Origin of the sequence: Streptomyces malaysiensis subsp. malaysiensis, from assembly GCF_040653035.1 — a bacterium.
Classification (GTDB): Bacteria; Actinomycetota; Actinomycetes; order Streptomycetales; family Streptomycetaceae; genus Streptomyces; species Streptomyces malaysiensis.
The window spans coordinates 52,778-78,522 of record NZ_JBEZNG010000019.1; the positions used below are offsets into that span (position 1 = coordinate 52,778).

Annotated in this window: 21 protein-coding genes; 6 read left to right on the plus strand and 15 right to left on the minus strand. The window is 71.3% G+C overall.

The window, feature by feature from the left end:
- The first annotated feature begins 32 nt into the window (after positions 1-32).
- A complete protein-coding gene (locus AB0E24_RS30840) occupies positions 33-1,238 on the plus strand; it encodes a globin domain-containing protein (RefSeq protein WP_359381902.1) in 1,206 nt (401 codons plus the stop codon).
- 86 nt (positions 1,239-1,324) lie between these two features.
- Here AB0E24_RS30840 and AB0E24_RS30845 read toward each other — a convergent pair whose 3' ends face one another.
- The 6 genes from AB0E24_RS30845 to AB0E24_RS30870 form a co-directional block, all read right to left on the minus strand.
- Positions 1,325-1,933 (minus strand): vitamin K epoxide reductase family protein, encoded by a 609-nt coding sequence (locus AB0E24_RS30845; RefSeq protein ID WP_359381904.1) that lies wholly within the window; start codon positions 1,931-1,933, stop codon positions 1,325-1,327.
- Positions 1,930-2,694: a respiratory nitrate reductase subunit gamma gene (narI, locus tag AB0E24_RS30850; protein WP_359381906.1), complete on the minus strand. Its 765-nt coding sequence runs from the start codon at positions 2,692-2,694 to the stop codon at positions 1,930-1,932. Before narI ends, AB0E24_RS30845 begins: the two co-directional genes overlap by 4 nt.
- Entirely contained in the window at positions 2,691-3,461 is a 771-nt protein-coding gene (gene narJ, locus AB0E24_RS30855) for a nitrate reductase molybdenum cofactor assembly chaperone (protein WP_359381908.1), read from the minus strand. Before narJ ends, narI begins: the two co-directional genes overlap by 4 nt.
- On the minus strand, positions 3,458-4,990 hold the full coding sequence (gene narH, locus AB0E24_RS30860; RefSeq protein WP_359381911.1) for a nitrate reductase subunit beta: 1,533 nt from the start codon (positions 4,988-4,990) through the stop codon (positions 3,458-3,460). The genes narJ and narH overlap by 4 nt, the downstream gene beginning before the upstream one ends.
- Before the next feature lies 1 nt (position 4,991).
- Positions 4,992-8,687, minus strand: a complete 3,696-nt coding sequence (locus tag AB0E24_RS30865) for a nitrate reductase subunit alpha (protein WP_359381914.1) — start codon at positions 8,685-8,687, stop codon at positions 4,992-4,994.
- A 157-nt stretch (positions 8,688-8,844) separates the two neighbouring features.
- Complete coding sequence (locus AB0E24_RS30870; RefSeq protein WP_093707638.1) at positions 8,845-9,408, minus strand: TetR/AcrR family transcriptional regulator; 564 nt, start codon at positions 9,406-9,408, stop codon at positions 8,845-8,847.
- Positions 9,409-9,501: 93 nt separating this feature from the next.
- Here AB0E24_RS30870 and AB0E24_RS30875 point away from each other — a divergent pair, with 93 nt between their 5' ends.
- The 3 genes from AB0E24_RS30875 to AB0E24_RS30885 all read left to right on the plus strand — a co-directional run bounded on the left by AB0E24_RS30875 (position 9,502) and on the right by AB0E24_RS30885 (position 13,290).
- Positions 9,502-10,377, plus strand: a complete 876-nt coding sequence (locus AB0E24_RS30875) for an NAD(P)H-binding protein (RefSeq protein ID WP_359381918.1) — start codon at positions 9,502-9,504, stop codon at positions 10,375-10,377.
- Between the two features lie 196 nt (positions 10,378-10,573).
- Entirely contained in the window at positions 10,574-11,599 is a 1,026-nt protein-coding gene (locus AB0E24_RS30880) for an Acg family FMN-binding oxidoreductase (RefSeq protein ID WP_359381920.1), read from the plus strand.
- A gap of 479 nt (positions 11,600-12,078) precedes the next feature.
- Positions 12,079-13,290 (plus strand): MFS transporter, encoded by a 1,212-nt coding sequence (locus tag AB0E24_RS30885; RefSeq protein ID WP_435865343.1) that lies wholly within the window; start codon positions 12,079-12,081, stop codon positions 13,288-13,290.
- Positions 13,291-13,436: 146 nt separating this feature from the next.
- On the opposite strand, the gene AB0E24_RS30890 is transcribed toward AB0E24_RS30885, so the two are convergent.
- Together AB0E24_RS30890 and AB0E24_RS30895 are read right to left on the minus strand one after the other, a co-directional pair.
- Positions 13,437-15,191, minus strand: coding sequence for a sensor histidine kinase (locus AB0E24_RS30890; RefSeq protein ID WP_435865342.1), 1,755 nt, complete (start codon positions 15,189-15,191; stop codon positions 13,437-13,439).
- A 194-nt stretch (positions 15,192-15,385) separates the two neighbouring features.
- A complete protein-coding gene (locus tag AB0E24_RS30895) occupies positions 15,386-16,276 on the minus strand; it encodes a LysR family transcriptional regulator (RefSeq protein ID WP_093704072.1) in 891 nt (296 codons plus the stop codon).
- Between the two features lie 130 nt (positions 16,277-16,406).
- Here AB0E24_RS30895 and AB0E24_RS30900 point away from each other — a divergent pair, with 130 nt between their 5' ends.
- Entirely contained in the window at positions 16,407-17,588 is a 1,182-nt protein-coding gene (locus AB0E24_RS30900) for a CaiB/BaiF CoA transferase family protein (protein WP_359381927.1), read from the plus strand.
- Positions 17,589-17,602: 14 nt separating this feature from the next.
- The gene (locus AB0E24_RS30905; protein WP_359381930.1) at positions 17,603-18,907 is read left to right on the plus strand and encodes an SLC13 family permease; all 1,305 of its coding nucleotides are present in this window, start codon (positions 17,603-17,605) and stop codon (positions 18,905-18,907) included.
- A gap of 195 nt (positions 18,908-19,102) precedes the next feature.
- Here the strand turns inward: AB0E24_RS30905 and AB0E24_RS30910 are convergent, their stop codons facing one another.
- The 7 genes from AB0E24_RS30910 to AB0E24_RS30940 form a co-directional block, all read right to left on the minus strand.
- A complete protein-coding gene (locus AB0E24_RS30910; RefSeq protein ID WP_093704078.1) occupies positions 19,103-20,266 on the minus strand; it encodes an enolase C-terminal domain-like protein in 1,164 nt (387 codons plus the stop codon).
- A gap of 25 nt (positions 20,267-20,291) precedes the next feature.
- A complete protein-coding gene (locus AB0E24_RS30915) occupies positions 20,292-21,233 on the minus strand; it encodes a phosphoglycerate dehydrogenase (RefSeq protein ID WP_069868427.1) in 942 nt (313 codons plus the stop codon).
- A 178-nt stretch (positions 21,234-21,411) separates the two neighbouring features.
- Positions 21,412-22,179, minus strand: a complete 768-nt coding sequence (locus AB0E24_RS30920) for an HpcH/HpaI aldolase family protein (RefSeq protein WP_283881576.1) — start codon at positions 22,177-22,179, stop codon at positions 21,412-21,414.
- Between the two features lie 77 nt (positions 22,180-22,256).
- Entirely contained in the window at positions 22,257-23,102 is an 846-nt protein-coding gene (locus AB0E24_RS30925) for an ABC transporter ATP-binding protein (RefSeq protein WP_069868420.1), read from the minus strand.
- Complete coding sequence (locus tag AB0E24_RS30930; protein ID WP_069868418.1) at positions 23,099-23,905, minus strand: ABC transporter ATP-binding protein; 807 nt, start codon at positions 23,903-23,905, stop codon at positions 23,099-23,101. Before AB0E24_RS30930 ends, AB0E24_RS30925 begins: the two co-directional genes overlap by 4 nt.
- Entirely contained in the window at positions 23,902-24,813 is a 912-nt protein-coding gene (locus tag AB0E24_RS30935; RefSeq protein ID WP_069868416.1) for an ABC transporter permease, read from the minus strand. The genes AB0E24_RS30930 and AB0E24_RS30935 overlap by 4 nt, the downstream gene beginning before the upstream one ends.
- Positions 24,810-25,745, minus strand: a complete 936-nt coding sequence (locus AB0E24_RS30940) for an ABC transporter permease (RefSeq protein ID WP_069868414.1) — start codon at positions 25,743-25,745, stop codon at positions 24,810-24,812. Before AB0E24_RS30940 ends, AB0E24_RS30935 begins: the two co-directional genes overlap by 4 nt.

The window sequence follows — 25,745 nt, forward strand, 5'->3', positions numbered from 1 at the left end:
CCTCCACGGGCCCCACATCTCAGAGGAGTCCCATGCTTTCGCCTGAGTCGGCCGCTGTCGTTCGCGCCACCCTGCCCACCGTCGGCGGGGCCCTGGACGAGATCACGGCGCGCTTCTACGGCACCATGTTCGCCGAGCAACCCGAGCTGCTGGACGGGCTGTTCAACCGCGGTAACCAGGCCAGCGGCGAGCAGCGCCGGGCGCTGGCCGGATCCATCGCGGGCTTCGCCCGGGCCCTGCTGGCCGACCCCGGCGCCCGGCCGGACGCGCTGCTGTCCCGGATCGCGCACAAGCACGCCACGCTCGGCGTCACCGAGGACCAGTACACGATCGTGCACAAGTACCTGTTCCGCGCGATCGGCGATGTGCTGGGCGACGCTGTCACGCCCGAGGTGGCGGCCGCCTGGGACGAGGTGTACTGGCTGATGGCCGGTGCCCTCATCGCCCAGGAGGCCCGCCTCTACCACGAGGCACAGGTGGACCCCCGCGACCCGTGGCGGCGGTGGACCGTGGTGGAGCGGCGCGAGGAAACCCCCGACGTGGTCTCCTTCCTGCTGCGCCCGGCCGACGACGGCCCGCTGCCCAGGGCGCGCGCCGGACAGTACGTCAGCGTCCGGGCGCTCATGCCCGACGGCATCCACCAGACCCGCCAGTACAGTCTGTCCAACGCCCCCGGTGACCGTCTGCGGCGTATCACCGTCAAGCGGGTGGCGAGCGTCGCCGACGCCCCGGAGGGCGAGGTCTCCAATCAGTTGCACCGCACCGTGGGAGTCGGCGACGAGCTCACCCTGTCGGCCCCGTTCGGAGATGTGGTCCTCGACGACGCGGACACCCCGCTCGTGCTGGTCTCGGCCGGTATCGGCTGCACCCCGATGGTCGGCATGCTCGAACACCTCGCCGCCACCGGTTCGTCCCGGCCCGTGTGGGTCCTGCACGCCGACCGCACCCCGGCCGACCACGCTCTGCGCGCCGACACCCGGCGCCTGGTGGACCAACTGCCGGGCGCGAAGGCGGAGTTCTGGTATGAACAGGACGCGGCGGCGGAGCCCGGCTCCCGGACGGGCCTGATGGACCCCGACGACCCCGACCTGCCCGCCGACGCCGACGTCTATCTGTGCGGCGCGCTCCCCTTCATGCGCGCCGTCCGCACCCGGCTGCTCCGGGCCGGTGTTCCGGCACGCCGCATCCGTTACGAGGTCTTCGGCCCCGATCTGTGGCCGGCTCACCCCGAGGGCTGATGCCCCGCTCCACACCTGGCGTTCAGGTGAGTACGCTCAGCCCCGGCCGACGCCGGGGCTGACCGCGTTCGCTTCCCGGTGCCGGGTCATGGCAACAGGCTGCTCCCGTACCCCCGGAACTGGGTCAGGGCGAGGACGGCGATCACTCCGTACCAGGCGGCGAGGAGTATCCAGTGGGTCTCCAGCACCAGCGCGAGGACGCTCCGGCCGGCCACCGGCAGGGGGATGACGCCGTGTTTGAGATTGCGCAGTGTGACGTACCAGAACAGGGCGATGGTGACGGCCCAGACCACGGCGCAGTACGGGCAGAGCCGGCCCAGGACGAAGAGGGACTGATAGATCAGCCAGTGCACGAACACCACGCCCGCCAGCGCGCCGGTGTTCAGCGCGAGCCACAGTGCCCGGTGCAGACGTGCTCCGCCGAGCACGGCCAGGCCCAGGACGGCGACCGCGGCGAAGGCGCCGAGCCCCAGCAGCATGTTGGGGAAGCCGAACACGCTGCCCTCGGGACTGGACATGACGCTGCCGCAGCTGACGATCGGGCTGATGTCGCACGGTGGCCGGTAGGCCGGGTCCTTCAGCAGCCGCCAGTCGTCCACCGTGAGCTGGAAGGAGGCGAGCCAGCCGATGGCCCCGCTCAGGGCCAGCAGCCGGCCGATACGCCGGTCCGGCCGTACCGGGCGGGGCCGCCTCATGCGGCGCGCCGGGGACGCGGCTCGGGGGTCGGCACCTCGTGCGCCACGGGCGCCGGGGTGGCCGCGCGTCGCCGGTAGACCAGATACGGCCGGGCGAGGTAGCCGATCGGGGCGCTCCACACATGGACCAGCCGGGTGAACGGCCAGGCCGCGAAGAGCAGACAGGCGCTCAGGGCGTGCAGCTGGAACAGCGGGGGCGCCCCGGTGATGGCCTCCGGACGGGGGCTGAGGGCGAAGATGCCCCGGAACCAGACCGAGACGGTGGCGCGGTAGTCGTAACCGCCGCCGAACACGTTCTCCACGGCGGTGGCGCCGATACCCAGCAGGACCGTGATGGACAGCAGCGGGAACAGCAGTTTGTCGCTGGGGTCGGTGGTGAGCCGGATCCGGCGGGTCAGCAGCCGGCGGGCGCACAGCATGCCCAGGCCGGTGACCATGGCGACCCCGGCGACGGACCCGAGCGCGACGGCCGTGATGTGGTAGGCGTGCTCGCCGATCCCCGCGGCTTCGGTCCAGGAGGCGGGCACCGCCAGGCCGATCACATGTCCGGCGATCACCGCGAACGCGCCGAGGTGGAACAGCGGGCTGCCCCACCGCAGCCAGCGGTGTTCCAGGAGCTGGGTGGTGCGGGAGGTCCAGCCGAACTGGTCCTGGCGGTAGCGCCAGACATGCCCGACGGCGAACACGGCGAGGCAGATGTAGGGGAAGGCGACCCACAGCGGCAGGCCGGCGCCGCCGGTGGCGGCCGCGATCGGGTTCATCGAGGACCTTCCGAACGGTAGGTGGGCGGGGCGGGCGGCGGCGGTACGAAGGCGTCGGGCGGGGCGAACTCCCCGTGCGCGTAGGCGCCGTAGGGATCGAGCCCGACCTCCTCGTTCGGCGGACCCTCGGCCGCCAGCTTCGCCACCGCCGCCTTGTCGGCCTCCGTCGGCGGCGGCAGAAGGGTGAGCAGCGCGGCCAGGATGTGCCGGTAGGGGGAGTCGGAGTCGGCCAGGGCCCGGTGGATCAGCTCCAGGCCGCGCCGGTGCCGGCGCAGCGGCGCCTCGCCCGCGCCGCCGCCGGCCAGCGCGGCGAACTCCAGGACGACCGGCAGATGGTCGGGCAGTTCACCGCCGTGGATGTCCCATCCCATGGCGCGGTACTGCCGGCTCAGGGCGAGCAGGGCCATGCCGCGGCGGCGGGTGTCGCCGTGCAGGTAGTAGGTGAGGTAGAGGCCGCTCCTGCGGCGCAGGTCGAACATCTCGACGTAGTGCCGCTCCAGCGCCTCCGGCTCCTGGTTGCCGAACCATGCGGTGAAGTCGGCCAGGTGGCGGGCGGCGGGCCCGGCCGGGAGCGCGTCGACGGTGGTCGTCAACGCCGGCCGGGCGGCGGTGAGTTCGGCGTCCGGGTACTGGAGCAGCAGCGAGCACAGCCGCAGCAGCAGGGCGCGTGCCCCGGCCTCCTCGGGGGTGGGCTTGGCCGGGCGGCGTACGGCCGCGCGGACGCGGGTGCGGACCATGGCGGGGATCGTGGCGGGTTGCGGGCTCATGCGCGGCCTCCGGGTGTGTGGCGTCGCAGGGTGGGGATGCCGAGCATCACTCGCCGGCCACCGGCATCCGTCGGTTCGCCGGAGGTCTCGACCGGGCAGCGGTTCTCCATCGCGGTCAGCGCGGCGGCGTCCTCCTTGTGGGCGGCCGGGACGACGTACCGGTCCTCGTACTTGGCGACGGCGAGCAGCCGGTGCAGGTCCTCGGCCTCACCGGCGGTGAGGCCGACGGCCTCGAGCCCCGCCTCGTCGCCCGCTTCGCCGAGGGTGCGTTCACGCATGTGGGAGCGGAGCGCGGTGAGCTTCATCAGCACTCCGGCGACCAGGTCGGTGTCCCCGGCGGTGAACAGGTTCGCGAGGTACTCCAGCGGGATGCGCAGCCGGGCGACGGCGGCGAACACATGGTCCGGATCGTCCTGGTCCCCGCCCGCCGCGCCCACGGCGTCCAGGACGGGGGAGAGCGGCGGCACATACCAGACCATGGGCAGGGTGCGGTACTCCGGGTGCAGCGGCAGCGCTATCCGGTACGTGGCGATGAGGGCGTACACCGGGGAGCGGCGGGCCGCCTCCAGCCAGTCCTCCGGGATGCCGGAGGCGCGCGCGGCCGCGATCACCGCGGGGTCGCTCGGGTCGAGAAGGACATCGCGCTGGGCGTCCAGCAGATCCTTCTCGTCTTCGGTCGCCGCGGCCTGACCGACGCGGTCGGCGTCGTACAGCAGCAGCCCGAGGTAGCGCAGCCGGCCGACGCAGGTCTCGGAGCAGACGGTGGGCTGGCCGGCCTCGATGCGCGGGAAGCAGAAGGTGCACTTCTCGGCCTTGCCGGTGGCGTGGTTGACGTACACCTTCTTGTACGGGCACGCCGTCACGCACATCCGCCAGCCGCGGCAGCGGTCCTGGTCGACCAGGATGATGCCGTCCTCGACGCGCTTGTACATCGCGCCGGACGGACAGGCGGCGACGCAGGCCGGGTTGAGGCAGTGCTCGCACAGGCGGGGCAGGTGGAAGAGGAAGGTCCGCTCGAACTCGAACCTCACCTTCTCCGCCAGCTCACCCCCGAGGTTGGGGTCGCCGCCCGCGTGCTCGGGCGCTCCGCCGAGGCCGTCCTCCCAGTTGGCGCCCCAGGTGATGGCGGTGGGCCTGCCGGTGAGCACCGAGCGGGGGCGGGCGACCGGGATGTCGTCTCCGGCCGGGGCGCCGACGAGGTTGTCGTAGTCGTAGGTGACCGGCTCGTAGTAGTCCTCGATACCGGGCAGGTCCGGGTTGGAGAAGAGCGACAGCAGCCGTTTGACCCGGCCCCCGGAGCGCAGCACGAGGCGCCCGCGCTTGTCGAGCGTCCAGCCGCCCTTCCACCGCCGCTGGTCCTCGTAGCGGCGCGGGTAGCCGACGGCGGGCTTGGTCTCGACGTTGTTGAACCAGGCGTACTCGACCCCGGTCCGGTTGGTCCACGTCTGCTTGCAGGTGACCGAGCAGGTGTGGCAGCCGATGCACTTGTCGAGGTTCATCACCATCGCCACGTGTGCCATGACGCGCATCTCAGTACTCCACTCGCCGGACACGGCGGCGGATGACGGTGACCTCGTCGCGCTGGTTGCCGGTCGGGCCGTAGTAGTTGAAGGCGTAGGTGAACTGCGCGTAGCCGCCCGCGAGATGGGTGGGCTTGAGCAGCAGTCTGGTCAGCGAGTTGTGGATGCCGCCCCGTTTGCCGCTGACCTCGGCCTTCGGCACGTTCACGGTGCGGTCCTGGGCGTGGTACATGTACACGGTGCCCTCGGGCATACGGTGTGTGACCACGGCCCGCGCGGTGACGACGCCGTTGCGGTTGTACGCCTCGATCCACTCGTTGTCCGTCACGCCGATCTTCTCCGCGTCGGCGGTGGACATCCAGATCACCGGGCCGCCGCGGGACAGGGCGAGCATGTGCTTGTTGTCCTGGTAGTTCGAGTGGATGGACCACTTGGAGTGCGGGGTGAGGTAGCGGACTGTGACCTCGGCCCTTCCCTCGTGGAGCTGTTCGTCGCCGTAGTGCCGCGACGCGTTCAACGGCGGCCGGTACACCGGCAGTTGTTCCCCGAGTTCGGACACCCAGGAGTGCTGGAGGAAGAAGTGCTGACGGCCGGTGAGGGTGTGCCAGGGCTTCTTGTGCTCGGTATTGATGACGAAGGGTGAATAGCGCCGGCCGCCGGTCTCCGAGCCCGACCACTCATAGGAGGTCAGCACGGCGCGGGGCTGGGTGCGGGTGTCGGCGAAGGTGATCCGCTCGGCCTCACGTTCGGAGGCGAGCCCGTTGAGCCCCTCGTTGCCGGTCTGCCGCTCCAGCTCCCGGAAACCCTCCGTGGCCAGGCGGCCGTTGGTGGTGCCGGACAGGGCCAGGATCGCCTCGCACATATCGGAGGCGGTGGCAAGCGAGGGCCGTCCGGCGGCGATCCCGTCCCGTACGGTCCCACAGCGGTGCCGCAACTCGTCCAGCTCCTGGTCCGGATGGACGGTGATGCCCTTGGTGGTGGTGCCCAGGGTGTCGAGCAGCGGGCCGACGGAACGCATCTTCTGCGCGGTCGTGGCGTAGTCACGTTCGATGACCACCAGCTTCGGCATGGTCAGCCCCGGCACCGGTGCGCATTCGCCCGCCTTCCAGTCCGGTACCGCCCCGCCGGGCTGGGCGAGTTCATCGGGGGTGTCGTGCTGGAGCGGCACGGCGAGGACGTCGGTGCGGGTGCCGAGGTGCTCGGCGGCCAGTTCGCTGAAGCTGTCGGCGATGGTCAGGAACGTGTCGTAGTCGGTGCGGGCCTGCCACGGCGGGGCGATGGCGGGGGTGAATGCGTGTACGAAGGGGTGCATGTCCGTACTGGACAGGTCGTCCTTCTCGTACCAGGTCGCGGCGGGCAGGACCACATCGGCGAGCAGCCCGGTGGAGGTCATCCGGAAGTCGATGGTGACCAGCAGGTCCAGCTTGCCCTCGGGGGCCTCCTCCCGCCACACCACCTCCTCCGGGCGACCCTCGGACGGGGTCTGCTCGGAGCGGATCGCCGCGTCCGTGCCGAGCAGATGGCGCAGGAAGTACTCGTTGCCCTTGCCCGAGGAGCCGAGCAGATTCGCCCGCCACACCGTCAGGACACGGGGGAAGTTGGCGGGGTCGTCGGGGTCCTCGGCGGCGAACCGCAACCTGCCGGACCTCAGCTCGTCCACGATGTGCTCGGCGACCGGCCGGCCGGCCCGCGCCGCCTCGTCCGCCAGGTCCAGGGGGTTGCGGTTGAAACCGGGGTGACCGGGCGTCCAGCCCCGCCGCACGGCCTGGGCCAGACAGTCGGCGAACCCCTTGCCCGCGAACCGCCCGTCCCCGAGCGGGGAGGCCAGTTCCCCGGGCCCGAACGCCTCGTACCGCCACTGGTCGGAATTCAGGTACCAGTACGATGTGCCGGCCATGTGCCGCGTGGGCTGCTGCCAGTCGAAGGCGAAGGCCAGGTGCTGGAGCCCGGTGAGCGGGCGGATCTTCTCCTGGCCGACGTAGTGCGCCCAGCCGCCGCCGTTGACGCCCTGGCAGCCGGTCATGGTCACCAGCGCCAGGAACGCGCGGTACATCGTGTCGGAGTGGAACCAGTGGTTGGTACCGGCGCCGAGGACGATCATCGAACGGCCGCGGGTGCGCTCGGCGTTGCGGGCGAACTCGCGGGCGATCCGGGCCGCCTGCCCGGCCGGCACCGACGTGATCGCCTCCTGCCAGGCCGGGGTGGCGGGCTCCGACGCGTCGTCGTACGAGGCCGGCCAGCGGCCCGGCAGCCCCGGCCGCTCCACCCCGTACTGCGCGAGCATCAGGTCGAAGACCGTGGTGACCAGGCGCCCGCCGATCCGCCGCACGGGCACCCCGCGCACCATGACCGAGCCGCCCTCGGTACTGCCCTCGTCGAACCGGGGCAGGGCCACGGCCACGGTGTCCTCCGCGCCGTCGAGCAGACTCAGCGCGGGCACGGTGTCGCCCAGGTCGAGGTTCCAGCGGCCCGGCTCGGCCTTTCCCCAGCGGAAGCCGAGCGAGCCGTTCGGCACGACCGGCTCGCCGGTCACCGCGTCGAGGAGCACGGTCTTGGACTCGGCGTGTTCCGTGTCATGCCCGAGGTCGGCGGCGGTCAGGAACCCGTCCGGTACGAGACCGCGCTCGTGCTCGCGCAGGGTCACCAGGAACGGCGCGTCCGTGTACGTCCTCAAGTAGTCCTGGAAGTACGGCACCGGGCGGTCGACGAGGAATTCGCGCAGGATCACATGGCCCATGGCCATCGCCAGCGCCCCGTCCGTGCCGGGGTGCGGGGCGAGCCACTCGTCGGCGTGTTTGACGTTGTCGGCGTAGTCCGGGCTGACCGCGACGACCTTGGTGCCGTTGTAGCGGGTCTCGGTCAGGAAGTGGGCGTCGGGCGTGCGGGTGACGGGGATGTTGGAGCCCCACATCACCAGATAGCCCGCGTTCCACCAGTCCGCCGCCTCGGGGACGTCGGTCTGGTCGCCGAAGACCTGTGGGGAGGCGACCGGGAGGTCGGCGTACCAGTCGTAGAAGGACAGGAGCGTGCCGCCGATCAGCGACATGAAGCGAGCACCCGCCGCGAAGGACGCCATGGACATCGCCGGGATCGGGGAGAAGCCCGCCACCCGGTCCGGGCCGTACGTCTTGATGGTGCTGACGTGTGCGGCGGCCACCAGCTCGGCCACCTCGTCCCAGTCCGCGCGCACCAGACCGCCCTTGCCACGGGCCCGCTTGTACGCCCGTGCCTTCGCCGGGTCGCGGGTGATCTCCGCCCAGGCCGCCACCGGGTCACCGAGCCGCCCACGGGCCTCGCGCCACAGCTTCAGCAGGGCGCCGCGCACATAGGGGTAGCGGACGCGGCCGGGGGAGTAGGTGTACCAGGAGAACGACGCCCCGCGCGGACAGCCACGAGGCTCGTACTCGGGGCAGTCGGCGCCGATCGACGGGTAGTCGGTGGCCTGGTGCTCCCAGGTGATGATGCCGTCCTTGACGTACACCATCCACGAGCACGACCCGGTGCAGTTCACACCGTGGGTGGAGCGCACCACCCGGTCGTGCGCCCACCGGTCCCGGTAGAACCCTTCCCATGCGCCGTCGTCGGTGCCGAAGACGGCGCGTCCGTCCCCCGACACCTCGCGGCGGGTCAGCAGCCTGCGGGCAGCCAGCGGCCAGCCCTCGCCCGCGCGCCGCTGCGAGCGGCGGGTGCCCTTGTCGTTCTCCATGGTCGTGAACGCTAGGTTTCGGCCCTGGACGGGTCTTGGGCCCAACGGCCCCCGCGGCCCGTCCCTTCGGCCTGTCCCCGTCCCTTCGGCCTGTCCCCGTCCCTTCGGCCCGTCCCCGTCCGGCCGCTCGCCGCGGCTGCCGAAGGTTCGGTTTGGGTCAGCGTTCGGGGCCGCGGATACCCTCGAGCAAGAGCGTGACGTGCCTGCGCCAGTTACGGGCGTCCGTCATGTTCGCCATGGCGCCACGGGTGATGAGGACGAAGTCATCGGCGCGAAAGTCCTCACGGAGGTGGCCGGCGTCGATGGCGCGCCGCACGATGCGCTCGGTGATCGCCGAGAAATCCGTCTTCTCGGCGGCGATGTCGTTCCAGCTCGGCTCTTCCGGACCGAGGAGCGCGAAGCGGAACGCGGCGTCGGCCTGTGCGGACTCCAGGTAGCCGTAGAGCAGCGTCTCGAATGCCGCCCAGGGATCGCTGGTCTCGTCGGCGGCGCGGGCGAGGGCGGTCATCGCCTCGAACCGGCGGCCGATGATCGCCGCGAGCAGCGCCTGTTTGTCGGCGAAGTGCCGGTAGAGGGTGCCGACACCCAGACCGGCGCGTTCGGCGATCTCCTCCATCTGCACGGCGTCGCCCCGCTGGGCGAACAGCTCGCCGGCGGCGTCGAGGACGGACTCGCGGTTGCGCCGGGCGTCGGCCCGCAGCGGACGTTCGGGAGCAGTCATGGTCAGTTCACTGTAGTTGACGTTGCGCGGCAACCGTGCCTACATTCGGATTATTCGGAACCGGAATTCAGCTTCAGGTTAGAGGGATGTCCAATGATCGTCGTCACCACACCGACAGGACAGATCGGCAGTCAGCTGGTCCATCGGCTGCTCGACCAGGACAAGGAGGTCCGGGTCATCGTCCGTGACGCCTCGCGTCTTGAGGACACGGTCCGCGAGCGGGTCGAGACCGTCGAGGGCTCCCACGACGAGCCGGGAGTGCTCGATGAGGCACTGCCCGGGGCCGAGGCGCTGTTCTGGCTCGTCCCGCCGAGCCGGCAGGCGCCGAGTGTCAGGGAGTACTACCTCGGTTTCGCCCGGGTCGGCGCCGCCGCCGTCGCACGCCACGGTGTCGGCCATGTCGTCGGGGTGTCCAGCGCCGGACACGGCTGGCCGACCCCGGCCGGTGTCCTCTCGGCGGCCTTCGCCATGGACGCCGAACTCCGCGCGTCCGGCGCGGCGTACCGGGCGTTGTCCATGCCCTTCTACATGGAGAACCTCCTCGGACAACTCGACGCGATCCGCGGGCCGGGCGCGTTCCACCTGACCTGTGCGGGTGACCTGCCGCTCGCGTCGATCGCGACGCGGGACATCGCCGGCGTCGCCGCCGATCTGCTCACCGATCTGTCCTGGACCGGGCAGCAGAACCTCCCCGTGTTCGGCCCCGACCGGCTGACCCCTGATGGCATGGCCGAGGTGATCAGCCAGGAACTCGGGCGGCCGGTCACCTACCGACGCATGAGCATGGACGACTACGCGTCGCTGCTCCGCTCCCGGGGCGCCGGTGACCAGCAGGTCAAGGACATGACGGAGGCGTTCGCCGCACAGGACCACGGCATCTACGACGCCGACTGGGCGACCGCCGAGCCCACATCGACAGACTTCCGCACCTGGTGCAGGGAGGTGCTCAGGCCCGCCGCGGACGCCTGAGCGCTCCGCTGGAAGTGCCCCGACCTGCCGTCGATCCTCCGTGGCGCCGCCGTGGCCGGTCGTGCCCGCGCGGCGGAGCCGCACCTGAGCGGGGGACGGTTGGCCCTCGTCAAGCGTCCTGTGACGACGGAGAGTGGAGGCCACACGGGGGACCGCCCGCACCCCGTGGATTTTCACGGGAGCGGAGGAGCCGCGCATGCATACCCGGGAGATCGACGCCACCGCGCTGGAAACGCTCATGGCCGCGGCGGTGGCGGCACCCTCGATCCACAACACACAGCCGTGGCGCTTCGGGATGCGGGCGGCCACCCGGTCCATCGAGGTCCGCGCCGACGACAGACGAGCGCTGCCGCTGGCCGATCCGGAGCGGCGCGCCCAGCATCTGTCCGTGGGCGCCGCGGTCTTCAATCTCCGGGTCGCCGTCGCGCACCTGGGCTGGGACCCCGTGGTCCGGTTGCTGCCCGACGAGGACGAGCCCGACCTGCTGGCCGCCGTGCGACTGACCACGCCCACGGGGCAGCTGCCGGATCACCGGTGGCTGTATCCGGCCGTCGAGCGGCGCCACACCAGCCGGATGCCGTTCACCGGCCGCCCGGTGCCCGAAGCGGTCGTGGCGGAGATGACCGCGGCCGCGCGGGTCGAGGGCGCGCGACTGCACGTGCCGGACTTCGCCGCCACACGGCTGCTGCTCGGCCTGACCGCGGCGGCCGAAGCCCGCAACCACGCAGGCCCCGCGCGTACCGCTGAAGCCCGCGCCTGGATCACCGCCCCGGGGACGAACGTTCCCTATGGGATTCCGCTCACCACTCTCGGCCCGCGGGACGCGGACGGGCGGATGCCGATGCGCGACTTCACCGGCCGGTCGCCCGTCCCGGGCCCACCGGCCCGGCACTTCGAACGCCACGCCCAGGTGGCCTTGTTGTCGACGGCTCAGGACCGGCGGGAGGACTGGCTGCTGGCGGGCCAGGCCCTGGAGCGCGTGCTGCTGACCGCGACCGCGCACGGGGTGCGCACCTCGATGCTGCACCAGGCCATGGAATGGCCGGATCTGCGGGCGGCGGCGTCCCTGTCCCAACGGCGTTGCTTCCCGCAGCTGTTGATCCGGTTCGGCTACGGCCCGGATGGTGGCCGAACACCGCGCGCCTCCGCGCACGCGGCCGGACATCACACCGAGGGAACCGGACCGGCGCCGGGGCGAAGTGGTACCGCCTCCGCGACCTGAGCCCGACGCGGCTGTGTGCGACGGGCCTCCGGCCGCGGGGGCCGGTGGAAGCGGGGGCCGGGGCCCCGGTGTGCCGGAGTCGGTCTGTGCCGGGCGTGCGGCGAGTCCCCGGCGGTGGCCATCTCGCCGTGCCCAGCGGCCCGTTGGCCGTCTTCCGGACGACCTCCGGCTCCCGCCGGGGATCGCTCCGGCAGAGCCCCCGGCCCGGTACCGGGACGCGGTAGGGCCCATTGGCCCGGACGGCCCGTCTTGATGGGCGGCCCCTACGGCCCCGGCGCCGAGGACCGGCTGGACCGGCACGAGGCACCGACGGCCCCGTGCGGGGCGGCCACGAATCCCGAAGCCTGAGCAAGGGCCGCAGCCACGGCGCGAGCGGCCGGATCACTGCTATCGGGAGGAACACGATGGTGCTCCAACGGTCTGGGAGAGACGGCGCGACGCCGTCGGCGCACGAGCCGGTGCCGGGCCGCGCCTGGCTGATGCTGGCGCTCGCCACGGTCGGCTTCGCCGTCAACTTCTGGGCCTGGGCGCTGCTCAGCCCGCTCGGCCCGCGCTTCCAGGACCGCCTGGACCTGACCTCGTTCCAGCAGTCGCTGCTGGTGGCGGTGCCGGTGGTGGTCGGCTCGCTGGGCCGTATCCCGGTCGGCGCGCTGACCGACCGGTTCGGCGGGCGGGCCATGTTCCCCATCGTGTCGGCGGCCACCGTCGTGCCGGTGCTCCACCTCGGTCTGGCCGGTCACTCCTCCCTCGCCGCCCTGCTGGTCGGCGGATTCTTCCTCGGCATCGGCGGCACCGCCTTCGCCGTCGGCGTACCGTTCGTCAACGCCTGGTTCCCTTCCGAGCGGCGCGGTCTGGCCATCGGTGTCTTCGGCGCCGGTATGGGCGGTACGGCCATCAGCGCTCTGACCACGGTGAAGCTGGTCGACGCGCATAGCATGTCCACCCCCTTCCTGATCACTGCCGCGGTGCTCGCCGTGTACGCCGTGACGGCCGCGCTGCTGCTGCGTGACGCGCCCGGCCGCACCACGCCGACCGAGCCGCCGGCCCGCCGGCTGGCCGCCACCGCCCGGCTGGGCATCACCTGGCAGGCATCCGCGCTGTACACGGTCGCGTTCGGCGGCTACGTCGCCTTCTCCGTCTACCTGCCCACCTACCTCAAGACCGGCTACGGCCTGACCCAGGCCGACGCCGCGAACCGCATGGCCGGGTTCGTGCTTGTCGCGGTCGCGATGCGTCCGGTCGGCGGTTGGCTGTCCGACCGGCTGGGCCCGGTCCGGGTGCTGGCCGGGGCGCTGGCCGTGGTCGTGGCCGGGGCGGTGGCGCAGTCGTTCACCCCGGCCCTGGCTCCGGTGGGCACCATCGCCTTCCTCGCGATGGCCGGGGCGCTCGGCGCGGGCAGCGGGGCGACCTTCGCCCTGGTCGCCCTCCTGACCCCGGCCGATCGGATCGGCTCGGTCACCGGTGTGGTCGGCGCCGCCGGTGGTCTGGGCGGCTTCGTCCCGCCACTGGTGATGGGCTCGATGTACGGCGAGTACGGGACGTACGCGGCCGGCCTCGCCCTGCTCGCGATCGTGGCGGCCGCCGCGCTGGTCCACACCCTCATCCGCGTGCGTGCCGCGGCCGAAGGCGCCGAGGGGAAGCGCCCCACCGACCGCCGGGGTGAACGCCGCATCGCGGGCACCACCACGTAAGCGCGAAGCGGTCGAGGCCACGCGCGCGAAGGCGGGCAGCCCCCTGTCCCGGTCGGCCGCGTGAAGGGGCGGTCGTGGGGCGGCATTCCCATGCGCCCGCCCACCCGCGCGTCCGCGTTCACCAGGCCGGTCCGGAGCTGGGCATGTCAGGTAGGGGAGAGCGGGACGATCCACTCGACGACCGTGCCGCTCGGCTGGTTCGCGGACAGGTCGAAGGTGCCGCCCATCTCCTCCGCGCGTCGGCGAAGGTTCGCCAGGCCGCTGCGGCGGGTGACCGCCGGGTCGATCCCCAGGCCGTTGTCGGCCACCCGCAGGTGCAGGGTGGCGTCGGTGGCCTCGACGCCGACATCGACGGTGGTGGCGTGCGCGTGCCGGGCGGCGTTGGACAGCGCCTCGCCGAGCACGGCCAGCAACTGCTCGGCCTGCTCGGCGGACACGGCCGTGTCCAGCAGCCCGGTCATGCGCAGCGCGGGGGCGAAGCCGAGCGATTCGGTGGCCCGTTCGGTGGCCGCCACCAGCTGGGCGCGCAGCCCGCTGCCGCGACGGGCCTGATCGTGCTCGCGAAGGGCGTAGACGGTGGAGCGGATGATCTTGATGGTGTCGTCCAGGTCGTCCACGACGCGCTGGACCCGTTCGCTCACCTGCGGCCGGTCGGAGACCCGGCCCAGCGCGGACTGGAGGGACAGCGCACCCGCGAACAGCCGCTGGATGACCAGGTCGTGCAGGTCCCGGGCGATCCTGTCGCGGTCGTCGAGCACGACCATGCGCTCGGTGTCCCGCCGGTGCTCGGCGACGTCCAGGGCCAGCGCGGCCTGGTTGCCGAACCCGGTGACCATGTCGATCACGGCGTCGGTGAACAGGGCGCTGCCCGGCAGGTTCGCGACCTGTAGCACTCCCCGGACATGCTCCCGGGTGCCGAGCGGCACGAAGAAGGCCGGCCCCAGCTCCACCACCGAGGCGCTGCCGCCCTCGGCGCGCGGGTCGGCGCTCACGGCCTCGCTGACGATCGTCTCCCCGGATGTGTAGACCTTCGCGGCCAGCGCCGTGGCGGGCAGCACCAGTCCGCGCACCCGCTCCGTCTGGGTGCCCGAGGCGGCCTCGAGGACCAGCTCGCCACTGTCTCCGACGGGCACCGCCAGGGTGACCAGGTCCGCGTCGGCCATCTCCCGCACGGTAGCGGTGAAGGACTCCAGCACCGCGGCGGGCTCGGCACCGGACAGGAGGCTGCGGGTCAGCTCGTTGCTGGCCGCGAGCCATCGCTGCCGACGGTGCGCCTCGTCGTACAGCCGGGCGTTGTCGATCGCCACACCGGCCGCCGCGGCCAGGGTGCGCAGCACCGCCTCGTCGTCGGTGTCGAACTCCGTACCGCTCCGCTTGCTCGTCAGGTAGAGGTTGCCGAACACCTGGTCGCGCACCCGGACCGGGGCGCCGAGGAAGCTGGTCATCGGCGGATGGCCGGACGGGAAGCCGACGGACGCCGGATGATCGGCCAGGTTCGCCAGGCGCAGCGGCTCCGGGTGGCGGATGAGCAAGCCGAGGATGCCCGCGCCGCGCGGGTAGGGCCCGATCCGGGCGATGGTCTCGTCGTCGATGCCGACGGTGATGAACTGCTTGATCGTGCCTTCCTCGCCCAGCACCCCGAGCGCCCCGTACTGGGCGTCGACCAGGGCGACCGCCGACTCCACGATGCGTTGCAGCACCACCTCGAGGTCCAGGTCGGAGCCGACCGCCAACACCGCGTCGAGCAACGTATGGACCCGGTCCCGGGCCGCCCTGACCTGCGCCACCTGCTGCTGTAGGTCGTCCAGCAGTGCGTCCAGCCGCAGCTGGGGAGACATCCCGGATGCCTCCCCCTCATGCGAACCCCGCGCGCGCTCGTCCACCACAGCTCCCTTCACCATGCCCCCGGCCCACCCCAAGAATGCCGGACGAACCGAACTCGTACGACGGCACCCGGGGGCGCACCCGAGCGGACGGTGTGGGCACGGCTCACGAGTGATGGGCGGATGGCGATCGTCCCACGGCTCGGCCCGGTGGCACCGGCGGCCCCGGCACAAGCTGTTGGCGCGCGGCCGCACCGGGCGGCCGGTATCGCTCAACCCGGGCGGCCCGACAGCTCGTCGGCGCGAGCGATGATCAACCGGCGGACGACGACGGAGGATCGGGACGGCTGACTGTCCACGCGCTGGACCAGGCTGACCTCCACCGGTTCCGCGTCCGCCAGGGGGAACCGCACCAGACCGGTCGGGGGCGGCCGGGTGCCGAAGTGGGCCAGAAGGCCCACCCCGGCGCCTTCGGCGGCCATGGTCCGAACCGTTCCGGCGGACATCGCCTCGACCATCACCTCGGCGTCCGGGAGGTGCCGGCGCAGCCGCTGATGCATCACGGTACCCGGCCTCATGGTGACGATCGGCCACTGGCCGAGGTCGTCCCAGGTGACCTCGTGCCGGCGGGTGAGGGGGTGGTCGGGCCGGGTGTAGATGACGAGCGGCGCGGTGAGGAGCCGCCGCCGGGCGAGCCCGCCCGGCGCGGGCCCGTCCGGTGTGGTGGCCACGGCGAGGTCCAGGTCGCCGGCCATCACCGCGCGTTCGATGTCGGCCGAGGAGCCTTCGCGTACGGAGAACCGCAGGCCCGGATGGTCGGTGAGCAGCCGCCCCATGACAGGAGCGACGATGGTCTCGACGGTCGCCGATCCCCCACCGATGGTCACCCGGCCCTGATACGTCCCGTTGGAGGCCAGCGCCGCCTCGCGCACGGCGTCTTCGGCTGCCACGAGACGGGTGAGCGGGCCGACGAGTGCCTCGCCGGCCGGCGTCGGGCGGACCCCTCCCCGGTTCCGGGTCAGCAGAACGGCGTCGAGCTCCTCCTCGAGCGTTGTGAGCTGCTGTCCGATCGTGGGCTGGCTGACGCCACAGGCTGCCGCCGCCGACCGAAGGGATCCCGTGCGCACCGCGGCGAGGAAGTACCTGGCCCGTTCGACTCGCATCCCCTCATGTTATTGCCTTTTTCTTTCACTGATTCCAGTAAGCGGCGTCTTCCCGCGGCGATGACGCCGCGGGATTGTGACATCGGTCTCGGATGACCATGACGTTCCGACGCTCGTGAAAGGAATATCCGTGCTTGGGCCCCTCGCCGGTGTGCGTGTCCTCGACCTCTCGACGGTTCTCGCCGGCCCTCTCGCCTCCTCCCTGCTCGGCGAGTTCGGCGCGGAGGTGATCAAGGTCGAACAGCCCGGGACCGGGGACCCCGCGCGCGGTTACCCGCCGCTGGAGGACGGTGTGTCCGTCGGCTGGGCGGTCGTCGGCCGCAACAAGTCCAGCGTGACCGTCGATCTGCACCACCCGGAGGCCGCGGTGCTGGTCGGACGGCTCGCCGCCACGGCCGATGTGGTGGTCACCAACTTCCGGCCGGCGACGCTGCGTCGGTTCTCCATCGACTTCGACGATCTGGTCGCCTACCGGCCCGATCTCGTCATGGTGCATGTGAGCGCCTTCGGGCGCACCGGCCCGTACGCCGACCGCCCCGGCTTCGCCCGTGTCGCCGAGGCTTTCGCCGGGCTGACCCATAGGACGGGGTTCCCCGACGGTCCGCCGGTGTTCGCCGGCTATCCGGTCGCCGATGGTGTCACCGGGATCTACGCAGCCTTCGCCGCGATGCTCGCACTGCGCCAACGCGACCGTACCGGTGAGCCCCAACTGGCCGACATCGGCCTGTATGAACCCCTGCTGCGGATGATGGAGGACTTCATCGTCGACTACGACGCGACCGGTGAGGTCCGGGGGCGCCAGGGCAACGAGAACCCCCACATCAGTCCCAATAACCTCTACCGGACCGGTGACGGGCGCTGGCTGGCCCTGCCGGCGTCGACCGAGCAGATGTGGCGCCGGTTGATCACTGTGATGAAGGCGCCGGATCTGGCGGTCCATGACTCCATCTCCGCCCGGATCGAGCACCGCGCGGAGATCGAGGGCCGGGTGGCCGCTTTCGTGGCCGCCCACGACCTCGAGTCCTTGACCGAGCTGCTGGCCGAAGCGGGGGTGGCCTGCGGACCGGTGAACACGGCGGCCGACATCTGCGCCGACCCTCATATGCGGGCTCGTGGATCGGTGGTCGAGGTGACCGACGAGCACGACGGTCGCACCCGCCTGGTCCAGGGCTCCGCCGGACGTTTCTCGGGGTTCGAGCAGCGGATCGACCGCGGTGCTCCTCGCCTGGGTGAGCACACCCGCGCCGTGTTGGAGGATCTCGGCCTCGCCTCGACCACCATCGACGACCTCGCCGACCGGGGCGTCGTCTGAACCAGGAGGCACAGATGTCCATGGCCGACGTCTCCATCGTCGTTCTCATAGCCCTCTTCGCGGCGACCGCCCTGCCGAGGTTCAACCTCGGGCTGGCGGCCCTTCCGGCCGCCTTCCTCGTCGGTCTCGCCGCGGACCGCACCGCCGACGATGTGACGGCGTTCTTCCCCGGTGACTTCTTCGTGCTGATCGTCGGAGTCACGGCGCTGTTCGCCGTCGCCCAGATCAACGGCACCCTCGACTGGCTCCTCGACGGAATGCTCCGTCTGGTCGGCGGACGCGCGCTGTTGGTCGTCCTGGTCCCGTTCCTGATCGGCGCCGTGCTGACGGCGATCGGCACACTCCCGGCCGCCGCCACCGCCATCGTCGCTCCCCTCGCACTCGGTCTCGCCGCGCGCTATGGGATACCCCTTTTCATCGCGGCTGTGCTCGGCATCACCGGCGTCATCAGCGGGCTGCTCTCGCCCCTGGCCGTCTACGGCACCAGCGCGCGCCAACTGGGGGACAAGCTGGGAATCGGGCTGCCCGACTCCGCCCCGGTCAGCTTCTTCTTCGGCGGAGTTCTGGCCGGCCTCGCCGTCTCGGCCGGTTGTCTCGCCGTCGGGTTCCGCACCGGCGCCATGCCACGTGGCCGTGTGGCACCGACCACGCCGGACGGACTCCACGCCACCCTCGCGCCCACCGGCACCGGCACCGGACCAGCAGCCGGAGAAAAGGCCGGGCGTGCCCCGTCGTCAGGCACCTCCCGGGTGCTCACCCTCGCCTGCCTGCTGGCGGTGGTGGTGCTCTCGGTCGGCTTCGACGTCAACATCGGCTACCTGGGGCTCACCGCCGCGGTCGTCCAGCAACTCGCCCTCGGGCTGGAGCCGAACGACATCGTCTCCCGCATCCCCTGGAATGTGGTGCTGCTGATCGGGGGACTGCTCACCTACATCGGGTTGATGCAGGATCTGGGCGCCTTCACGCGGATCAGCGATCTGCTGCGGGTGGAGGGGGCACCGATGCTGAGTCTGCTCGTCCTGTGCTACATCGCCGGTGTCACGTCCTTCGCCGCGAGCTCCATCACCGTCTTCGCGACGATGATGCCGCTGGTTCCCGCGGTGGTCGCCGAAGGGGTTTCGCCCGTCGGCGCCGTTCTCTCGGTCGCGTTGGCCTCGGTTCTGGTCGATGTCAATCCGCTGGGCATCACCGGTGGCCTGCTCCTCGGCGCCGCTGAACCGGAGGACCGGCCACGGCTCTTCCGGCAGTTGCTCACCTGCGGGCTGGTGTCCGTAGTCGTCGCTCCCGCGCTGGCCTGGGGCGCCTTCGGGTGGTGGTGACGCGGTGACCGGCGCGATGACGCCGCTGAGCAGGCACAGGCACCGAGCGAGGCGGTGAAGAGGAGTTCGCCCGGTGCCCGCCGAGGCAGGGGGATCGCGTGAGGCCACGCCCGGGTCAGGGCAGGCGGCCCCGGAACATCGTGAGTGGCTCCTGGAGCCGTGGCTCGTACAGATCGGCCCGTGTGACCGCCGGTGTCATCGAGTGAACTCCACGGTGTCGACCGTGTGCGCCTCGATGGCGTCCCAGTCGTACTCCACGCCGAGCCCGACGCCCTCGGGCACCGGCACACAGCCGTCCGCGTCGATCGCGGTGAGTCCGTCGCGGTAGCCGTCGGCGTAGATCAGCTGGCTGCGGCCGATCTCGGAGGATTTGGGGTGTACGAAGGACATCTCGTAGTAGTTGGTGTTCCGCAGCGAGGCCATCAACTGGCGCTGCGCGGGGCCCGGCGTGTGCAGTTCCACGTCGAGGCCGAGCGCCTCGGTGGCGTGAGCGATCTTGAGGGCGCCGGTGATGCCGCCGTCGTACTCGGCGTCGGCGCGCATGAAGTCGGTGCCGCCGCCGATCGCGAAGTCCATGTGCTGCTCGAGACCGCGCACGTGCTCGGTCTGAAGCAGGGGAGTGCGGATCAGTTCCCGCAGACGCTTATGGCCGAAGATCGAGATGCCCGTGTCCTTGTACGGGTCCTCCAGCCACAGGAAGTTCGCGTCGTCGCATGCGCGGCCCACCTGCACCGCGTGCGCGAAGGTCTCCAGTTTGCAGCCGGGGTCGAGCATCAGGTCCATGTCCGGACCCACGGCCTCGCGCACCTTGGCGATCGTGCGCACCACCTCGGGCACATCGTAGGTGTCCCACACATGCAGCTTGTACCCGCGGTAGCCGAGCTCCTTGCAGGCCACGGCGAAGTCGGCGTACGCCTCGGGGCTGTCGAGGCCGCCGTTCCGGTCGCCCGCCGCGGTGGAGGCGTAGGCGGGCAGCCGGGTCTTCCAGCCCCCCAGCAGGGTCCGGATCGAGGCGTTGTGCGCCCGGCCCGCGAGGTCCCACAGCGCGATGTCGACGAAGCCCATACCCATCTTGTCGAACTTGCGCAGCTGCCGCTTGACGTCGTTGTAGATGAGCTCGCGTTGCAGCGGGTCCTTGCCGATGAGATAGCCGCCGAACATGTTCACCTGCGCGGTGGCCACCGAGTTACCGCCGACGTACTGCCCGACCACCCCCTCGTCGGTGTAGATCCGGATCGCGTAGGCGCTGGTCGGCTTGCGGCTGCCGGGGGTGTACACCAGCGAGAAACCGGTGGGGTGCTTGGAGAAGTCGACCATGTCGAACTTCGCCTGATCGATGCGGATACGTTCGATCTTCATGACTGTCCTTTGCGTTGGAGCGGGGTCAGGCGGCGGAGTACCGGGGCTCGGCCCCCTGGAGCACGGCGAGTACGCCTTCGGCCACGGTGACGCCCATCGCCCGGTTCGCCTCCCGGCTGCACGCGCCGATGTGGGCGGTCAGCACCACGTTGGGCGCGCTCAGCAGTGGGCTGTCGCCGGGTGGCTCGACGGCGAAGGCGTCGAAGCCGGCTCCGGCCAGGTGTCCGCCGTGCAGCAACTCGGCGGCGGCGTGCTCGTCGACGAGGCCACCTCGTGCGACGTTGAGCAGGATGGAACCCGGCCGCATGGCGGTGAGCCGGTCGCGGTGCAGCAGCGGCTCGGCGCCGGGGGTGGCGGGCAGGTGCAGGCTCACCACGTCGCTGTCGAGGGTGGTGTCGAGATCGGCCGAGGCCACGTCCCCGAAGGCATCGGTGGGCAGGTATGGATCGTGGGCGATCACGTCCATGCCGAAGGCGGTGGCGTACTCGGCCACGCGCCTGCCGATCCGGCCGAAGCCGACGATGCCGAGGCGGCGCCCGGCCAGTTCGACGCCGAATGTCTTCGGCCAGCCGCCGGCCCGTACGGCCCGGTCGTTGGCGGAGATCCCGCGCGCCACGTCGAGCAGCAGGCCGAACGTCAACTCGGCGACGGCGCGTGAGTTGCTGCCGGGCGCGTACACCACCCGCACGCCGTGCTCACGCGCGGCGTCGAGGTCGATGTTGTCGTAGCCGACACCGTGCTTGGCCACGACCTTGAGCCGGGGCGCCGCCTCGAACACCTCGTTGTCGATCGGGTCGAGCCCGACGATCAGCGCCTCGGCCTCGTGGACGCGGGCGAGCAGGTCGGCGCGGGGCAGCGGCACGTCCTCGCGAGGCCGCTCCGCGCGCACGCCCGCCACGCGCAGCAGCTCCCACGGCTCGCTAGAGAACCGGCCGAACGTGGGCGTGGTGATCAGGGTCAGGCTCATGTGGTCCCGGTTTTCGCATCGGATTCCCGCCGGCGCGGCCAGTCCGCGTCGAGCCGGACGTACGAGCCGGCCGAACGGTGGCCGTCGGATGAGGTGCTGGAGCGATGCGCCGTGTGCGACCGGGCCACCGGGGCGGTGAGCGTGGCTTCGGCGCGGCCGCGTCCGGTCTCGCGCGGCCTCACAGATCGCCTCGCGCGGCTGACAGATGAGCCTTTGCCGCCTGCTCCAGGTGGACCAGGTCGCTCGCCACCGACGCGAACGTGTAGCCCTGCTCCAGCCTGCGCCTGGCGACCTCGCCGTTCGGCGTGTGGATGCCCGCGGCGATCCCCGCTGCCTCCGCGGCCTTGGCGATCTTCTCGACGGCCTGCTCGAACACCTCGTCCACGGCCGGGTCGGTCGAGGTCTCTCCACCGACCGCGAGCCGCAGATCCGAGGGGCCCACATAGATGCCGTCGAGACCGGGCGTCGCGCAGATCTCGGCTACGTTGCGCAGGCCCTGAGGCGTCTCGATCATCGCGAGCAGCAGTACCGACTCGTTGGCCTCCGCGGGCCCCGGGCCCACGCGCAGTTGTGCGCGCATCGGCCCGTACGAACGGCGGCCCTCCGGCGGGTAGCGGGTCGCGCGTACGGCGGCCGCGGCGTCCTCGGCGGAGTCGATCAGCGGCACGATGACGCCGGTGGCGCCCGCGTCCAGCACCCTGCCGATGGCGAAGGGGTCGTTCTGCTCCACCCGCACCATCGCCGCGGATGTGGCTCCCGCGTCGATGGCGAGCATCGCGTTGCGGATGCCGGTGTAGCCCATGAGGCCGTGCTGGGCATCCACCGCGACGTAGTCGTAGCCGAGCCGGGCGAGCCGTTCGGTGGCGATGGGGTCGTCGAGCACCACCCAGTAGCCGATGGCGTGTTGACGGTTACGGACTCGACGGGCGAACTCGAGTGCGCTCACGGGAATGTGCTCCTGTTCTTCGTTCTCAGCGGTCAGCGGTCAGCGGTTGTGGTTGGGCATCGGCCCGGGTGTGCCGGTCATGTGTTCCTTTCCGTTGCTCTGGCGCCGATGCCGGCGAGCAGATGCCGGGGTTTGCGGCCGGTCATGGCCGCCGGATCCAGTGCGGCGTCGCGCAGCGCGCGGGTGTAGGCGGATGCGGGTTCGGTCAGCACCCGGTCGGCGGGCCCGTACTCCACCATCTCGCCCCGGCGCAGGACGAGCACGTCGTCGCTGAGCTCGTGCACCACGCCGAGGTTGTGCGAGATCACCACGTAGGCCACGCCGGTGTCCGCCTGGATGTCCTTGAGCAGCGCCAGCACCTGTGCCTGTACCGAGACGTCGAGTGCGCTGGTCGCTTCGTCGCACACCAACACGTCGGGCCGGCACGCGAGCGCCCTGGCGATGCCGATGCGCTGGCGCTGCCCGCCGGAGAACTCGGCAGGTAGCCGGTCGAGCGCGGTCTTCGGCAGCTCGACCCGCTCCAGCAGCGCGAGCGCCTGCTTTCTGCGCTGGACCGAGTCGCGCGTTCCGCGCAGCTTCAGCGGCTCTGCCACGATCTCGCCCGCGGTGAGCCTCGGGTCGAGCGACGCGTACGGGTCCTGGAAAATCATCTGTACGCGGGCGCGCAGCGGCCGCAGCCGGCGTTCGGACAGCCGGGAGATGTCGGTGCCGTCGAGCAGGATGCGGCCGGACGTCGGCCGCTGCAAGCGGACGATGCTGCGTGCGATGGTGCTCTTGCCGCAGCCGGACTCGCCGACGATGCCGACGGTGCGCCCCTTTTCCAGGCTGAATCCCACACCGGAGACGGCGCGGAACCTCGTCTTGCCGCTGCCGGGGAATTCCACCACCAGGTCCTCGACGGACAGGATCGGTGTCTCGCTCACGCGGGCATCTCCTTGTGTACCAGCCGCGGTACGGCGGCGAGCAGTTGCTTCGAGTAGGGGTGCGTCGGCGCTGTCACCACCCGCTCCACGTCGCCGCTCTCCACGAACCGGCCCGCGCGCATCACGTGCACGCGGTCGGACACGAGCCGGGCCACGCCGAGGTCGTGGGTGATCATCAAGATCGCGACGCCAGTGCGTTCTTGCAGCTCCATGAGCAGGTCGAGCACGCCCGCCTGGACGGTGACGTCGAGAGCGCTGGTCGGTTCGTCGGCCACCAGCAGCTCGGGCTCGCCCGCGAGCGCGCATGCGATCAGCACCCGCTGTTGCAGTCCGCCGGAGAGCTGGTGGGGGTAGTGGCCGAGCACCCGTTCGGGGTCGGGTACGTGCACCCGCTCCAGCAGTTCCCTCGCCATCAGCCGGGCCTGGTGGCGGCTGGTTCCCCCGACTCGCAGGCGAACCAGCTCGGTCAGCCGCCTGCCGACCGTGTGCACCGGGCTCAGAGCGGTCATCGGGTCCTGCGGGATGAGCCCCACGACGCGTCCGCGCAGGCCGCTGATCGCGGCCGGGTCGGCGATCACATCGTGCCCGGCGAGCACCGCCCTGCCCGAGAGCACGGCCAGGTCCGGTGGCAGGAGCCGGAGCAGCCCCATCGCCGTGGTCGACTTGCCGGAACCGGACTCGCCGATCAACGTCACCGTCTCGCCGGGGTCGACGTGCAGCGAGATCCCGTCGACGGCGCGGACCACGCCGTGTTCGGTGATCAGCTCGATCTGTAGGTCCTCGACCTCCAGCACACTGCTCATGCCGCCACTCCCTTCTTGGTACCCCTGACCGTGTCCCGCAGCCCGTCGCCGAGCAGGTTCACGCCCACCACCAGCAGCACGATGACCAGACCGGGCAGTGTGACGAGCCACCACGAGGTGGTGACGTAGTCCTGACCGTCCGAGATCAGCCGTCCCCAGGTGGCGAACGGCCGCTCCGGGCCGGCGCCGAGGTAGCTCAGCGCGCTTTCCAGCAGTACCGCCTGCGCCAGGAGCAGGAGCACGACGAGGCTGGTCTGCCGGACCACATTGGGCACGAGGTGGCGGAACAGCACGCCGCGGTGGGACAGGCCGAGCGTGCGGGCCGCGTCCACGTACGGCTTCTCGCGCTCGACGAGCACCATCGAGCGGGTCAGCCTGGCGACCTCGGGCCACTGTGCGATGGCGATGACCGTTGTGATCACCGGCACCGATGGGCCGAACAGTGCCACGACGAGCAGCAGCATCATCAGCAGGGGCAATGACATCTGGGCTTCGAGCAGGCGGCTGATGACCGCGTCGCACCAGCCGCCGAAGTAGCCTGCCGCGGCACCGGCGGTGAGGCCGATCAGCCCGGACACGAGCACGGCGAGCACACCGATGAGGATCGACACCTGCCCGCCGTCGAGGACCCGTGCCAGCAGGTCCCTGCCGAGCTGGTCGGTTCCGAACAGGTGGCCGTCGGTGAGCGGCGGCAGTCGGCGTGAGCCGAGGTCCTGCTCGGTGGAGCCGGGCAGGGGCAGCAGACCGGCCAGCGCCACCGGCAGTACCACCAGCGCGGTGAGGATCGCGCCGATGCGGATTTTGACACGTGCCATGCGGGGACGACGGGTGGCTCCGGCATCGCGCAGCTGGGCGGCGGTGATGCGGCTGGGGCGTTTCCCGGTCTCCGTGGGTTCTGTGATGGTCATCGCGCCGTGGCCTTTCCGAGGCGGATCCGTGGATCGAGCAGCGGGTACATCAGGTCAATGAGGAGCTGGACGAGGATCGCGAGTGCGGCGGTGACGAGGACCGTCGCCTGGATCAGCGGGTAGTCGCGGGTCTCCAGCGCGCGCACCACGAGCGAGCCGACGCCGGGCCAGTTGAACACGACCTCCACCACGACGACGCCGTTGAGCATCGCCGCGAACCGGGTGCCGAGGGCGGTGAGCACGGGGATCGCGGAGTTGGTGAGGGCGTAGCCCCAGACGAGTCTGCGTTCCGGGATGCCGTGTGCGCGGGCGACCGTGAGGTAGGGCGAGGTCAGGTTGCTCACCATCTCGCGGCGCACGAGCCGTGAGATGAGCGCGACCTGGAGCAGCGCGATGGTGGTCGCGGGCAGCACCAGCCCCGGCCACGTGGTGAACCCGGAGGAGGGCAGCACCGGCAGGAGCACGGAGAAGACGGTGAGCAGCATGATGCCGCTCCAGAACTCGGGCATCGACTGCGCGGCGATCGTCACGATGTTGGCGCCCATCTCGCGGCCGGTGTCGGCGCGGCGGGACATCCAGATGCCCAGTGGCAGAGCGATCACGGCGGTGAGCGCGACCGCGGCCAGCGCGAGCGTGATCGTGTAGGGCAACCGGTCGATCACCACGTCGAACGCGGGTGCGCGGAACGAGTACGACGTGCCGAGGTCGCCGGTGAACAGACGCTCGAGGAAGGTCAGGTACTGCGAGAGGATCGAGCCGTCCAGCCCGAGCTGGGTGCGGATCTTGGCGAGATCCGCGGCGGTCGCATTCGGCCCGGCCAAGGCGGTGGCCGGGTCACCCGGCGCCATCCGGATCAGCACGAACACGGTGGAGACCGTGAGCAGCACGACGAATGCGCTTTGACCGAGTCGCTTGAGGACGTAAGTGATCAC